General features: G+C 46.0%; 13 protein-coding genes. 6 read left to right on the top strand and 7 right to left on the bottom strand.

All coding sequences use genetic code 11. The features are described from left to right. Positions 1-41 precede the first annotated feature (41 nt). The 7 genes from BN1002_RS18080 to BN1002_RS18050 form a co-directional block, all read right to left on the bottom strand. Positions 42-1,262, bottom strand: a complete 1,221-nt coding sequence (locus BN1002_RS18080; protein ID WP_048826907.1) for a Ger(x)C family spore germination protein — start codon at positions 1,260-1,262, stop codon at positions 42-44. Beyond that, positions 1,259-2,350: a GerAB/ArcD/ProY family transporter gene (locus BN1002_RS18075; RefSeq protein WP_048826906.1), complete on the bottom strand. Its 1,092-nt coding sequence runs from the start codon at positions 2,348-2,350 to the stop codon at positions 1,259-1,261. The genes BN1002_RS18080 and BN1002_RS18075 overlap by 4 nt, the downstream gene beginning before the upstream one ends. Further along, positions 2,350-3,918 (bottom strand): spore germination protein, encoded by a 1,569-nt coding sequence (locus BN1002_RS18070; RefSeq protein WP_048826905.1) that lies wholly within the window; start codon positions 3,916-3,918, stop codon positions 2,350-2,352. The genes BN1002_RS18075 and BN1002_RS18070 overlap by 1 nt, the downstream gene beginning before the upstream one ends. A gap of 121 nt (positions 3,919-4,039) precedes the next feature. Then, positions 4,040-5,116 carry a Ger(x)C family spore germination protein gene (locus tag BN1002_RS18065; protein WP_048826904.1) on the bottom strand — a complete coding sequence of 359 codons (1,077 nt, stop codon included), beginning with the start codon at positions 5,114-5,116 and terminating at the stop codon, positions 4,040-4,042. Beyond that, positions 5,103-6,200 (bottom strand): GerAB/ArcD/ProY family transporter, encoded by a 1,098-nt coding sequence (locus BN1002_RS18060; RefSeq protein WP_048826903.1) that lies wholly within the window; start codon positions 6,198-6,200, stop codon positions 5,103-5,105. Before BN1002_RS18060 ends, BN1002_RS18065 begins: the two co-directional genes overlap by 14 nt. A 16-nt stretch (positions 6,201-6,216) precedes the next feature. Then, complete coding sequence (locus tag BN1002_RS18055; protein ID WP_048826902.1) at positions 6,217-7,701, bottom strand: spore germination protein; 1,485 nt, start codon at positions 7,699-7,701, stop codon at positions 6,217-6,219. Positions 7,702-8,047: 346 nt separating this feature from the next. Then, positions 8,048-9,013 (bottom strand): ABC transporter substrate-binding protein, encoded by a 966-nt coding sequence (locus BN1002_RS18050; RefSeq protein ID WP_048826901.1) that lies wholly within the window; start codon positions 9,011-9,013, stop codon positions 8,048-8,050. Between the two features lie 367 nt (positions 9,014-9,380). Between BN1002_RS18050 and BN1002_RS18045 the strand changes: the two genes are divergently transcribed. The 6 genes from BN1002_RS18045 to BN1002_RS18020 all read left to right on the top strand — a co-directional run bounded on the left by BN1002_RS18045 (position 9,381) and on the right by BN1002_RS18020 (position 14,644). Next, entirely contained in the window at positions 9,381-10,385 is a 1,005-nt protein-coding gene (locus tag BN1002_RS18045) for a FecCD family ABC transporter permease (RefSeq protein ID WP_048826900.1), read from the top strand. Continuing rightward, complete coding sequence (locus tag BN1002_RS18040) at positions 10,382-11,437, top strand: FecCD family ABC transporter permease (protein ID WP_048826899.1); 1,056 nt, start codon at positions 10,382-10,384, stop codon at positions 11,435-11,437. Before BN1002_RS18045 ends, BN1002_RS18040 begins: the two co-directional genes overlap by 4 nt. A 690-nt stretch (positions 11,438-12,127) precedes the next feature. Continuing rightward, positions 12,128-12,949, top strand: coding sequence for an ABC transporter ATP-binding protein (locus BN1002_RS18035; protein ID WP_048826898.1), 822 nt, complete (start codon positions 12,128-12,130; stop codon positions 12,947-12,949). Positions 12,950-13,112: 163 nt separating this feature from the next. Then, positions 13,113-14,108 carry an IucA/IucC family C-terminal-domain containing protein gene (locus tag BN1002_RS18030; RefSeq protein WP_048826897.1) on the top strand — a complete coding sequence of 332 codons (996 nt, stop codon included), beginning with the start codon at positions 13,113-13,115 and terminating at the stop codon, positions 14,106-14,108. After that, the gene (locus BN1002_RS18025) at positions 14,065-14,322 is read left to right on the top strand and encodes a DUF2573 family protein (RefSeq protein ID WP_048826896.1); all 258 of its coding nucleotides are present in this window, start codon (positions 14,065-14,067) and stop codon (positions 14,320-14,322) included. Before BN1002_RS18030 ends, BN1002_RS18025 begins: the two co-directional genes overlap by 44 nt. A 103-nt stretch (positions 14,323-14,425) precedes the next feature. Then, a complete protein-coding gene (locus BN1002_RS18020; protein WP_048826895.1) occupies positions 14,426-14,644 on the top strand; it encodes a hypothetical protein in 219 nt (72 codons plus the stop codon). The last annotated feature ends 33 nt before the right edge of the window (positions 14,645-14,677 follow it).

The raw sequence follows: 14,677 nt of genomic DNA, 5'->3' as shown, positions 1-14,677 counted from the left end.
GCTTGGTTTTTCATCCCCGCGGTCGAATAGAACACATCTAGTTATCGTATGGATGGTGGCTTTAACTGTTCACCAAAGTTTTCGATAGTTATGTCAAACTTTATATCGACTTTGGCTTTTTGAAATTGTTTGTCCCAGTCGTATTTTTGAAATTGGTCCATCGTCCAGAAATTTTTTCTTGCTTCGGCATGCCAAATGAAGGGCTCACTCTTATATTTCTCCTGTAGTTTTTTAATCAGATCCATGGCTTCATTCTGTAATTGCCGCTCGATTGATTGTGTTAGCTTATTTTGCTTTTCTTTCGTAGAAGTATAATCAATGAGGGCAGGATTGGAAGAGACTTGGATCTTTAAAGGCACTTCTACAGATATTATGGCTGGATCCGTATTTGTATTGATGCGGATTTTTGTGTGCCGCTTCCTTAATAGGCGTGCTGAAATCCGGAAATCATTGTTAATTGGATCAGTAAAAGAGGCAATCATTGATTTCGTCTCGGAATGGCTCCTGAGCAGCAGTGACATTCTAGTTTCTGTTCCATTTAAGGTGCCTATCATTTTACGGTTCTTCAGAACGGCGGATCCGATCATTTGGGCTGGGTCTCCTGATTGCTGGGGAACCATGCCCGACAAATAAGAATCCTCATTCATCTCGACGTGTTCATCTCGCTCGGTCGTTGCATAAATAGCTAAAACAAGCTCGTCTCTCGAGCGCTGTAACACATTATTCAAATGCGATGGAGCGACATAACCGGTAGATATCCATCTCTGCTCCATAAAGTCATAATATTTATGGGGGCGTGTTTCCAATTTCGATTTATTGGCGTGAATAAAGTCTTTTGCCTCTTCCTTTGAAACAATCAAATAAGACAGCCTTCTAATTTCAGGATCAATAATTGCTGAACCAATTATATGGGAAAATCGATCCGTTTTGGCAAAGTCCTCTCCAGTGATCACCACCTGTAAATGAGAAAAGTTAATTTTGCGTGAGTGAGAGCTTTGAACGAGTTCCTTTGCTGAAAAAAGATCTGGCGCGGTGACTGTCACAATGTCTGATGGCGGCTCTTTCGAGGCATCCGCGACCTGGGATGTATTTACCTGAGGGTTGGAGATCTGGAAAGTTACATTCACCAAATTATCTTTTCCTCCATTATCAAGTCCGATGGCGACAATAAATGCCTGGCGCTCCAGTTCCTGCCTGTCATCACATCCTGGCAGTAGAAAGATGGAGGAGAGCAATATAAAAAGAATCCAACGTCTTTTCATCTTTTTAGCCTCCATTTCACACGAGAAATACTCCATAAAAGAACAGGAAGAGCAAAAATATATACAGAGGAAAATTTCAGCAGCAGTTCTCTTGCTTTAAATCCCTGAAAAAAATTATCTGGGATAAGGCCAAGGGAGACGGCCAAAACAGCCAAAAGAAAGATTAAAGGTCCGAGCTTTTTGGTGTTTATAATTTTTTGCAGAAGAAATGCTGAAATATATAAGTATGCAGAGAAATGGAGTGCTGCCCCGAACATCCACAGATATAAGAATACAGCTTCAACATGGATCGTCAGCGATCCGACCATTGCCATTCTTGCCAATTGGTGGTAAGGGAAAACGATGTTTCTGACAGCTGGGTAATCAAAAACCATAATATAGGCAGCTAAAAAACTGGTCATTTTTAAGCTTGAAAGCACAAATCCCCATAAGGCTCCGGTCCTGAAAGCAGAGTAGGATCGTACCTTGGAGAAAACGGCACCCACAAGAATGATATCTCCCAGAAACGAACTATATTGGAAACTATCCTTCAGCAATTCCAGAGAACCGGGTCCGGCTATCGGAAAAATAAAAGATAAATGAATGTTGTCGCGAACCAAGATAAGTAACATGATCGAAGTAAAAAAAATACTAACAGCCGCGAGCCATGAGGCGGAACCAATCGTCAGCAGTCCCAGCCGGGCAATAAAACAACCAGAAACGAGAATCAATACCACCAGGATTAAAAGAACAGGAGTATGCGGGTAATACACAGCAATGGTAATATCGGCATATGTTCTGCTATTAATGGTTAACGATGAAAAGACAATTGCAAACATAACTAAAATAATCAAGCGCCCGATATATGGACCTGTCAGATCAATAATAATATCTAGCAGCCCCATGTTATAAGTTTTCAAAAGAGAGAAGAGAAACAGCAGCGAAAAGAAAAGATACAGGCCGGAAAGGATCGGCATGATCCAGGCTGCATTTATTCCATGTTCAAGCAACAGATTCGGGGTTGTATCTGTTACTCTGATGGCTAACATGATATATAGGATGCCGAATATTTCTCTTGCTCCCAACTTGCCGTCTGACAAGCGTATCATTACTGCTCCCCACTTTCAGGTTCAATTCTTCTGCTTTTCCGCGGACTCAATGATAATGGGCGCAGCCATTCCTTTCCAATGATAGTTCGGAATAATTTATCCTTGGAGGAAGGCCAATGGGGGGCGAGCGGAGAAAAAAAAGGAACCCCGAATGAATGGATCGATACGCCATAAGCTAGAAGAATCGCCATTCCTAAAGCAATCCCGATAAACCCTAAAAAATGGGCTGCTATGACAAACATGAAACTTAACATACGCACCATTGTACTAAGTCCAATATCAGGAATGGAGAAGGTGGACAGTCCGGTAATCGCAATTACTACGACTAACATGGGACTGACAAGGTTTGCCTGGACGGCCGCCTGCCCAAGAATCAGGGCTCCGACGATTCCGATTGTCGGCCCGAGAGGGGTTGGCACGCGTATCCCCGCTTCCCTTAAAATTTCAAAAGTAAGACTCATCAATAAAACTTCCCAAAAGGCTGGAAACGGAACCCGTTCCCTTGTCCCTGCAATGGCGAGCAGAAGGTCAGTCGGAATCAATTCAGGATGAAAAGTCGTGACAGACAGATAAATAGAAGGCATCAATAAAGCTAAAAAAATTGCAACAAGTCTGATAAATCTTGCGAAATTCCCATATGCCCAGCGGAGAAAATGATCTTCAGCGGTATGGAAAAGGGACCAGAACGTAACCGGGGCTATAAGCGCATCAGGAGAATTATCAACTAGCAAGGCTACATGCCCTTCCAATAAAAATGAAGCAGTCCTGTCCGGACGTTCAGTCGTAAGACAGGTTGGAAATAAGGAATAGGGCCTTTCCTCAATCAATTCTTCTAGAATAGAAAGAGTCAGAACGGCATCCTTTTCAACCTGTTCCAACCGTTCTTTTATGTTTTTTACGAGTTTCTTATCCGCTATGTTTTCAAGGTATAGGACGGTAACTTCTTGTGGAGACTCCTTTCCGATGCTAACAACCTCCGAAATAAGCCGATGGTCTTTCAACTGCCTGCGGATTAAGGAGCGGTTCACATCAACAGATTCAACAAAAGCAGTTTTTGGACCTTTAATGACCAGTTCTGATGTAGGTTGAGAGATGGACCGTTTCGAAAATCCTATCGTATCAACTGCGATAGCTTCCTTCTCGCCATCAACAAAAATGACCGTGCTGCCATTCAACAACGCATGTACAGCCTTGTCGAAAGTGGTAATCGGCTGGCCGCTGGAAAGAGTCAAGATATTTTTCATTATGTCTTTTAGATTACTTCGATTCCCTGTATAAGGCGGCGATTGGAGCAACGGTTTAATAATATTCTCATTTATCGTTTCGGTGTTTGCAGCACCGGCCAAAAATAAAATCATTACTTTTCGATTAATTGGCTGAGCATCCAGCTCCCTGAATTTCAAAGCATCGTTGGTTGGATAAAAAAACAATTCTTCCATTCGGTTTCTATTGCTAGTTAAGTCCCTGTAGAAAGCTTCACGCTTATCTTCACTCTTTTGCCCTTTCTGATCATCATTTTTGTGTTTTATGGGTTTTGGACTTTGGCGATTGTTTTTAAAGAAGCTCATAACCAGTTCCTCCTGCCCAATCATGATATATAGTTAATATTTACGGGATTGGAAAATACATACCCGAATAACGGACTAGCCTGTATGAACAAAAAGTGAGGCAATGGTATTTTCCTTTGCCTCACTCGATGACGCCGCTTTCGGTGATGGTTACGTTTGGTTTGATATTAATTTTGAGGTTTTTATATTGGTTTTCTTTCCAGTTTGTGTAGCTGAAACCGCGAGTTCGTGATTTTACAAAATGGCCAAAGCCGACTGGGTCGATGCCTTCTTGCTGAAATTGTTGGGCGAGCCGGGTGCAGTTCATTCGGATTTGCTTTTCCGCGACGCGTTCGATTTCCTTGAGAACTTTTTTGCTAAGGTGATGGCCAGTATATTGGTGAAGATAACCTTTGATTTCTATGTTTACGTCAATTTCATAAGGATTTCTGCTAATTAGCTTTTTTTTGGACTTGGTCTTTAAGCTTTCAATAAGGGCTTTGTTTTTTTGCAAATCAACCGTGACCGTTCCTCCCCGGTATTTATCAATCATTAATTTAAAATAAAACATATCCTGCCGTGATATTTTGTCAACAAGTCTCCCATCCTTCATTAACGCAATGCCGCTCAATTGAACAGTAGTAGGATCCTTCTTCTTGATGATGGGGAGAAAGGCCGTTTTTCCTGTTTGATAATAATCAGAAATAAAGAGATGCAGGTTTGTCTTTGGCAGATCACGTGATTTAATATTGTGGTCCAATAGCTCGGAAATAAAAGAGGAATTTCCACGTTTCCCATACTTGCCTTCGAGGGTTTCCTGGGCGTTGCCGTCGACAACTGCTAAATAAATGTTAGTTCCAATCCCCGGATCGCGTTGGAGTGAGTCCAATACTTGATAAACTCCCCTTTTGGCAAAATCCGTTCCAAACAACACTACCTCCAGGGAACCGCCGACAACCGGATCTGAAGACATTTCCTGGTATTTTGTGAACAGTTCGCGGCTAGGTGTGCCAGTCGTTGTCAGTGTGTTATTTTCAATTTTTTGATCTGGCATATAGTAAGGAATCAGAACAGTACCAACAACCTCATCTCCCTCTCCTGCATCAAAGCTTATCCCGGTGACTAGCCGGACATCATCGATAATTTCCGTCTGCACGCATCCCGCTAAAAGAATCGCGGCACAAAAAGATTGAAGAATGATTGATCTAGGTTTTGCCATTGCCTTTCACCTTCCTTGCAATTAATACAGCGAAAAAAAGTAAAGGTAAATAACCAAAATTGAGAAAAAAGCCAGTCCTGCCAAAGGCTGTGTTTAGTACCGCTTCCTGCTCCCTGGTTTCAAGGAGAAGCATTATGGCAAGAGATAGGGCGGCGAGTAAATAAATACTATATTTCTGTTTGATCCGGTATGTCCGTTTCAAAATACGTGAGGCAGCCCAGAGCCCGAGACATACATTTGGGAGGATAATCAGCGTCCAGGTCGCGATTCCGATATATTCGAACCGTTCTACAAATGGCATTTGAACAATTTTAAACATCGACAGGGTCGCCCATATATTTCTCTGAAGCTGCCCTTCGGAAAAGTAGCCAAATGAAATAATTGTGATGAACACATAATCCAGCGTTGTGAATAAAACTGCTCGCTGTGCCCATTTAAGCGACGAAGGGGCATTTTTGATAAACGGATAAAATACAAGAACAATCTCCCAGCCAATAAAGGTGAGTGACATATTAAATGCGGCCAGCCCTAGCTCCTTATAAGAATGTGTCAATATTGGCAGCAGATCGGCATAATCAGAATTTGGAATCGTGTAAATAAAAATGAATAATAAGTAAATGGTTAGCACGATGCCGAAAAAGACGATTCCTGTAATCGTCCTGAAACCGCCACCGATGACGTAAATCACCAGCAGGAGAAATGCCAGCCCGAGCCAGAATGTGCTTATATCAGGGAACATCCACACCTGGACAATCTGGACAAACGTCCTCAATGTCACTGTGCTATATATAGTGAAATAAATGATGAACGGCAGGCTGATGAGCCTTCCAAATGTTTTCCCATATACAAATTGATGAATGGAGATCAGGTCCCCGCCGGCAATCCCCGCCATTTTGTAAATCATCCACATAACAGGGTGGATGGCAAGTCCACCGATCAGGACAGCAATCCACGCGTCATAACCGGCATTTTTTGCGATAATCCGTTGAAAACCGAGGACGCCAACGCCGAATTGCGCAGAATGGATTAGGAAAAAAACGAGGAAAGGGGAGACCTTGGCTTTATCTGGAACCAATTCGGACATGTGTTGGACCCCCTTTTTAGTCATCTATATCATCGTCCATATCCTCCAGCTGCTTCATTTTCTTCGGATTGAAACGAATCGGATTCTTCGTTCTTAAAAACAGCGGACGGGTTTTCTGGGCTGAAAATGGCAGCCGGATGAGTGTATCTTTATTGTCTTTCATCCGCGGTGGATAAAATGGCTCAAGGAATGGCCGATTCATGGATGTCAGTCTTATTAAATGGGTCAGCAGGATGCAAAGGCAGAATGCGATTCCAAGCAATCCCCACACGGAAGCAAACAGCAAGAACGGAAAGCGCAGCAGCCGGATTGTGTTACCCATTTTGTAAACAGGCGTCGTAAATGAAGCAAGCCCGGCGAGCGCCACAAATATAAGAAGGACATTACTCGTCAACCCAGCATCCACTGATGCGGTTCCAATAACGATACCGCCAACGATACCAATCGTTTGGCCAACCTTAGTCGGCAGCCTCGCACCCGCTTCCCGCAAAAGTTCAATCGTCAATTCGAGGAAAAGTGCTTCAAGAATCGGCGGAAGCGGAATTAAACGTCTTGAGCTGACAAGGGTGGTCAAAAGGTCTTTCGGAATTAATTCATAATGAAACGTCAGCACAGCCACGTAAATTGGCGTAATCAGGACAGAAAATATAATGGATAAAAGGCGGATCACCCTGAAAAAAGACGCAACGACCCAGTTAAGGAAATAATCATCAAACGAACTGAAGAACTCGCTAAGTGTTGTCGGGCCAATAAGTGCGTGCGGCGAACCGTCCACAAGAACAGCGACTTTTCCCTCGGCAAGAATCGCAGCAACCCTGTCGGGGCGTTCCGTATCAAGCAGCTGTGGGAAAGGGGAGTATCTGTTGTCTGATATGAGCTGAACAATATAGGAACTGTCGATGACAGCGTCGAAATCGATTGCCTTGATTCGTTCAGTAATTGTTTTCACGTTGTCCGCATCAGTAATTCCTTCAATATGGAAAACTGAAACTTTTGTTTTCGTAAGCCTGCCAATGATGATTTCCTCGGCGACAAGTTCCTTAATCGGCAGCCTTTTACGAATAAGATTAGTATTCGTGGCGAGCGATTCAACGAATGCTTCTTTTGGCCCGATTACACTGAATTCAACCTCTGGCTGGGCAATCGCGCGGGCATTCGCCCCTTTTGTTTCAAAAAGGGCGAACTTCCCGGGATCAGAGCTAACAGTTAAAAGAAGGTAGCCCCTCAGCACCTTTTCCTCTAGTTTGTCGGGGTCATTAAGAAACTCGATCCCGGTCATCGGCACAACAGCCGTCACATCATCAATAAATTCAAAATGCCTCTCCAGCAAGGAAGGAAGGATGTCCTGTTGGATAACCTTCTCATCCACAAGCGTCGAAAAATATGAGAGATGGAACTTAACACCCGTCTTCCGGTTCGAATATTCCTGTTGCACGAAGTCATTCGACCGCAAGATAATCTCCGGAAGCGGCACCTCAACCTGGGAAGCATTGCGTCCCATCAAAACACCTCCAAACTGCATAACGCGAAAGTGATCTTCGGAATCGAGCGGACCTTCAGAACTGACCAAAATTTTTACGAAAATATCCTATTTTTTAATTAGAAAAACTCATTAAAAGCTCTTTCAATAAATACAACTGTAAAACCAGCAAATATAGCCTTCCCCACAAAAAAGCAGAATATGAAAAAATGGGAATCTAAGTGGGGAGGGAGGAGTGTCAGCGAGGCTGTTTGGAAAACAACCGAATTTGGAACCCAAAGCACAGAAAAAAAGCACCCGCATCAGCAGGTGCTAAAAGATTTATATAAGGGAAGGGAGAGAGTTTTTCAATTTTGTTCCAAGAGATTTATTTTGCAAAAATCTTTTCAACATCATCAAGCATCAAGTTCGCAGCGAGCACGCCACCGGCAGTATTCCAAATTGTATCTGAAACTTTATGGACGTTGCCTTTCTTGGAAACCTCAAGGTTTTTGAAAAGAGGGTCTTCAATCCACTGCTTTTCAACCTGGGAAGCTTTGCCGTCGCCTTCTTCATACGTGAAGTAGAAAAGGATGTCGCCATCCATCGCCGGGATGCGTTCCTTCGTGACGTTCTTCTCGGCAAAATCATCAACGTCCTGGCTTTCCGGACGGGCAAAGCCGAGCTCATCCAGAATGACACCGGAGAAAGTGTCCTTATGGTAAATCCGGACATCGCCAGCCATGAAGCGGACCATCGAAACCTTCATATCAAGCTTGTCGCCAAGCTTTTCTTTCAAACCATTAATGCGCTTATCGTAATCGGAAAGAACTTCTTTGCCTTTTTCTTCTTTATTGACCGCTTTGGAATAAAGCTCGAAATTTTCCTTCCAATCGCCGCGAAGCGTTTCCGCGAAAACAGTCGGCGCGATTGCATTCAGCTGCTCATAAATTTCTTCCTGGCGCATCTTGTTGCCGATGATCAAGTCCGGCTTCAGTGCCGCGACCGCTTCAACATTGACTAGGCTTTCAACGCCGACAACCTTGGCGTCCTTCATGTCATCCTTAATATGGTCGTACCACGGCTTGCCTGTCCATGATTGGACCGCGCCAACTGGCTTTACGCCAAGCGCCAGCAAAGCTTCAGTGCCTTCGTTCGTCAAAATGACGACGCGTTCAGGGGTTTTATCAAGGGTTGTTTTGCCCATTGCATGCTCAACTGTATAGCTTTGTTCTTCGTCAGCCTTCGGTTTATCCTTGCTGTTGGAATTATCTTTTTCATTTCCGCCGCAGGCCGCCAGCATAAGCACCGCGAAAATCGCCATTAGCGAGAGTATGTACTTCGTGTTCTTCATGATTGTCTTGCCTCCTGATAATTGGTATTGATAATCATTTTCAATGACAATCTCATCATAAAATGATAAAATCAACCTGTCAACTGTTTAATTGAAAATAATTCTCAATAAAAGGCGGAACAATGGCGGTCGGCTTTTGCAAAAGAAAAAGCATTAAGTAGTAAGGGACATGATGTAACAAAGCGCTGAATAAGGCGAAACAATGACCAACATCCATATCCAACTGAAAATGATTCTCAAAGTCATTGACACTCCATAAGACCAGCTTTAGACTTAAAGTAGAACAATATAGATATTGGAATAGTAGAAACCTCAACGAAGAAAGAGGTTTCTTTTGCAAAAATGATACGCAGGAAAGGTTTTCGCGATGATTCTCAAGCATACGGGTTATAAATGGCTCGGCCTGATTGCCGCCTTCATATTGCTGCTCGTCCTGATGGGGGCGAGCGTGGTCTTTGGCTATACCGACACAACGATTAAAATGGCCATCGAAACATTTACGAATTTTAACGGCTCCAATGAACATATCATCATCGAATCGGTCCGCCTGCCGCGCGCACTTATCGCAGCAGCTGTTGGGGCGAGCCTTGGCGTGTCAGGGGTCCTTCTCCAGACACTGACGAAAAACCCGCTCGCCTCGCCTGACATTTTCGGCGTGAACGCGGGCGCCGGGATGATGGTCGTCATAGCGGTCACCATCCTGAAGGTCGACAGCATCCAAGCCTTCACCTGGCTGTCGTTCCTCGGAGCGGCTGCCGCGGCGATCGGCGTTTACGCAATCGGCTCATTCGGCCGCGAAGGTCTCACACCGATGAAGCTGACCCTCGCCGGCGCGGCTCTAGGCGCGATGTTCGCGAGCTTCACGCAGGGCCTGCTCGTCCTGAACGAAGCCGCGCTCGAGCAGGTGCTGTTCTGGCTCGCCGGCTCTGTCGCAGGAAGGGAACTCGATAATTTGATTGCCGTCCTGCCTTACCTCGCAGTCGGATGGATTGGGTCACTATTGATTTCATCGAAAATGAATGTCCTGTCCATGGGCGAGGACGTGGCGAAAGGACTCGGTTTGAACACCGCTCTTGTCAAAATAGGCATCGGGATCCTTGTCATCCTGCTCGCTGGCGGGGCAGTCGCGGTTGCCGGCCCGATTGGGTTCATCGGCATCGTCATCCCGCATGTGACCCGGTCGATAGTCGGCATTGACCACCGCTGGGTTATCCCGTACGCCGCTTTATTAGGCGCGATGCTATTATTGGCCGCGGATATCGGTTCACGGTATCTGCTCATGCCGCAGGAAGTCCCGGTCGGCGTAACAACCGCCATCATCGGCACCCCGTTTTTCATCTACATCGCCAGAAGGGGGTTCAATAGCCGATGAGCCAATTCAGGAATTTACGATTATTTAAAGGGAAGGTTTCCTTCCTGCTCGATAAAAAGGCATTTTTTATTTTGATGGGATTAGTTCTGGCCGCTTCTGCGGTATTCGTTATCAGTACCGGAATGGGGGAAATGAAAATCAGCCCGCTCACCGTCGTGAAAGTATTTTTCGGCGGAGGAACAGAAATGGACCAGCTCATCATCAAGTCATTCCGGCTGCCACGTATCCTCATCGCGCTCACAGTCGGAATGGGGCTCGCTGTCGCAGGGGGGATTTTGCAGGGAATGATTCGCAACCCACTCGCATCACCGGATATCCTCGGGATTACCGGCGGCGCCTCGGTCGCGGTCGTCGGCTTCCTGGCGATTTTCTCTGACAGAAGCAACGCCCTGACCGTTAGCATCGCATGGCTTCCGGTCGCCGCCTTCATCGGAGCTGCTGTTGCCGCTATCCTTGTGTACATGCTTGCTTGGAAAAACGGCGTTTCACCGATCCGGCTCGTCCTAATCGGCATCGGCCTGATGGCGCTGATGAAAGCATTGACTACGTTAATGATGATACTCGGCCCAATCTTTCAGGCCAGCCAGGCGAACATCTGGATTACCGGAACCGTCTACGGCTCGACTTGGGCGAACGTTTCAATCGCCCTCCCGGCAACACTCGTACTCATCGCGCTCGCCCTCGTGGCATCGCGGAACCTGAACATTCAGGAACTCGGCGATGACGTCGCTACCGGTCTTGGATCCCATGTGCAAAAGCAGCGCTTTGCCTTGCTAGCCATCTCAACCGGGCTCATCGGCACCGCCGTCGCCTTCGCGGGAGGTATTGGTTTCGTCGGCCTGATGGCGCCGCACATGGCAAGGAGACTTGTTGGCTCATCGTTTGGTGCGCTGCTACCGACCGCCGCAATTCTTGGAGGTATCCTCGTCATGGCCGCCGATTTGATTGGCCGGACGATGTTCTCGCCACTCGAAATTCCGGCCGGCGTCTTCACCGCCACTATTGGAGCGCCTTATTTTATTTATCTGTTGTTCAAGACACGGAATCAGTAGGGGCGGAGGCATCGAATTTGGGCGGAGACATCGAAAATAAGCTGGAACCAAGTTCGGAAGACCGCGGTTGGCCTTTCATAAAATAAAGGTTTTAAAATGTTGAGTTGTCCTTCTGATGGGTGGAGGAGGAGGACTAGTGAATTCAGGTAGTATTTTTGCAGATGAGGGTAGTGAATAGTAACTATCCTGAAATCACCCTTATAGTGAATAAGTGTGATTCGATGACTATATGCATATAGTAGGGGTCAGGCCCCTACCAGTTCATATAGTACTTTTTGCAAAAAAGGACTAGTTAATTAACTATATAGGTTGTACTTGTAAATTACACCGATTAAATTGAATAGCTGGTTGATTGGAGCTCAGGCACGTAGACTCCTATGGGATGTAGCGGCAAGTGGAGACCCCACAGGCGCTAAGAGCGCCGAGGAGGCTCCACTGGCGCCCCATGGAAAGCGAAGTGCCCCGAGCGGAAATCAACTACCCCGTTTACATTGGACACCGATTTTTATACCAACCTATATAGTTTTAATAAAAATTAGCCCGTTTACTGTGAAATCACTAGCTAAATTTCACTAGTGCACCTCCTGTCCTCAATAAGATTATGAAATAACTAGTACACAATGTAACAAAGGCCTCTAAGGCGGATCGCCACTGGACACGAAAGCAAAACGAGTAAAGGAGCTGTCTGAATTGACGCAAGCGATTGAAACGAAAGAGCTGTCCCTTTCCTACGGAGATACATTAATCATCAAAGAACTCGACCTGAAAATCCCTAAAGGTGAAATCACTGTGTTCATCGGTGGGAACGGCTGCGGGAAATCGACGCTTCTCCGTTCAATCGCGCGCTTGTTGAAGCCGAAATCCGGAACAGTTTTGCTGGAAGGAAAAGTGATTTCCAAGCTGTCGACGCGCGAAGTCGCCCGCAACATGGCGATTCTGCCGCAGACCCCGGTCGCGCCGGAAGGGTTGACTGTCCTGCAGCTCGTCAAGCAGGGGCGTTATCCGTATCAGTCGTGGCTGAAGCAGTGGTCCGAGGAAGACGAGCGCAAAGTGGACGACGCATTGAAAGCAACCGGGCTTGAGGAACTGAAGGACCGCCCTGTCGATTCCCTGTCCGGCGGTCAGCGCCAGCGCGCTTGGATTGCGATGACGCTCGCACAGGATACAGACATCCTGCTCCTCGACGAGCCAACGACGTACCTCGACATGACGCATCAAATCGAAATTCTCGATTTGCTATACGATTTGAACGAACGTGAAGGCCGGACGATTGTCATGGTCCTGCATGATTTGAACCTTGCTTGCCGCTATGCACACAACATCGTCGCCATCAAGGATAAACAAATCTATGCCCAAGGGCGGCCTGAAGTCGTCGTCAATTGCTCACTTGTCAAAAACGTCTTCGGAATGGACTGCGAAGTCACGATGGACCCTCTCTTCGGAACGCCGCTCTGCATCCCTTACGGAAAAGGGCGCTGCCTCCTGAAAAACGAAGTCGCCGCCAGTAACTAAGCGGGGACACATGTGGGGATTTGATTAATTTTCTAAAGAATTCGATTAATTATCAGCGGGATTTGATTAATTCTCCTAATTATTTGATTAATTTTTTTGTCCGGATTTAATCAATGGATTCAGCTAAAGAGCATTTCGCATCAAGGAAGGACGGTGAGATTCATTGAAAATTAAAACGAGCGCGTTAACTGAACAGGAAAAGAATATTCTCAGCCAGTATCGTTTTTCCAACCAGCCGATGGAAGGGATGATTTCCGCTGCATCGTTGCTCGACCCTGTGCGGCTGGAAACATTCATTGGCGAACTGAAGACAACGTTCCAGACGGAGTTTGATAAGGTCGTCGCGTCGGTTTTCATTAAGAGGTACGCTTTTCTCGCGGTGATTGCCCTGTACAGCATGTCGGCATGGAACAAAAAACTCGACCTTGATCCGGAAAATATTTTCATTGAACCTCCGAACGGTGACGCGAAATGGCTGCCGAAGTTTTATTTTGCCAGTACTGAAACGGAAGAAGGGCAAAGTGCCGGCACATCCGGCAATCGAGGACTAGAAAATGGAATGCAACCGGAATCCGGAAAGCCCGTTACGAAACTTGGTTTGAGGACGGAAACCCCCGTTAATAATTCAGAACCTGGTTCCGAGCCGCAAGCCGGCTTTCGTGGCGTAGGCTTAATCGAACAACAGGGGAATCCAGGGAGCGTTGTCCGCCGAAAGGCATTTTTGCCAAACGAAAAGGTATTTCGTGAGGAAGTCCTTTCCGGGTTGTTCGCGGGCCACATCAATCCGCTGGTGAACCGGCTCGCCAAGGTGAGCGGGGTTTCCAAACTGATTCTTTGGGAAAATATCGGCGTTTACATTATGTGGCTGTATGAAACGGTACTCGAAAACGACCGTGAACTTGATTTCATTTTTAACGAGGCGGGCGGGGAGCTGTTCGGCAGCTATCACCGCAACCCGATGAAAAAGTTTTACACTGGGAAAACGTATGTCGATGACCTGGACGAAATGGTGCGGATCCGCCAGACATGCTGTTTTTCCTATCTCACCGGCGAAAAGGCCGCGCGCTGCAAGACGTGCCCGTGCCGGAAGCTTGAAATGGAGGGCAAATGCTCAAATGGACCAGAAAACGTTTGCGATGCAGTTCGAAGCCTTACTTGAAAAATACGCCGAGCTACTGACCGGCTCGGGTGATGAAGATATCACCGGTAAAGTGAAAACGTACGCGCTTTACACCCACATCGCGAAAACGATGCCTGCGCTCGCCCAGCACTGGAACTCCATGTACCCCGAGGCGAAAGGCGAACTCATAGCCCTCATGGCTGAAATCAAACAACTCAACGAAGCACATCGAAACGCCAAGCCGCGCCCTTAAGGGAACGGCTTGTTTTTTTGCAAAAGAAGAGGCTGAAAAATTCAATAAATGCTCACAAACTAAATTTTTCCTCCGTGATAAAGTTAGGGTGGGAGGTTAATCCATGCAGCTAATCATCATTCTAAAGAATGTATTTTTTATCTTTTTCATAATCTTTTTTGCACTGGCTTTAAAAGAGCTAATTAAATTGATCCGTACTTTTTGGGGAAGAGACAATGTCAGTAAAGATGAATACCACTTTAAGTCCATTAAATTTGTTATTTATCAACTTATTATGGGATTAGCCGGTTTTTTATATAATTTTTTAAAAGATTCACTATGATAGAAGCAATTGCCGTTTCCGGAGGGAGGCGGT

It is taken from the genome of Bacillus sp. B-jedd, from assembly GCF_000821085.1.
Classification (GTDB): Bacteria; Bacillota; Bacilli; order Bacillales; family Cytobacillaceae; genus Bacillus_D.
Note: the sequence above shows the minus strand (reverse complement) of the source record. Positions and strands in the feature narration are given on the sequence as shown.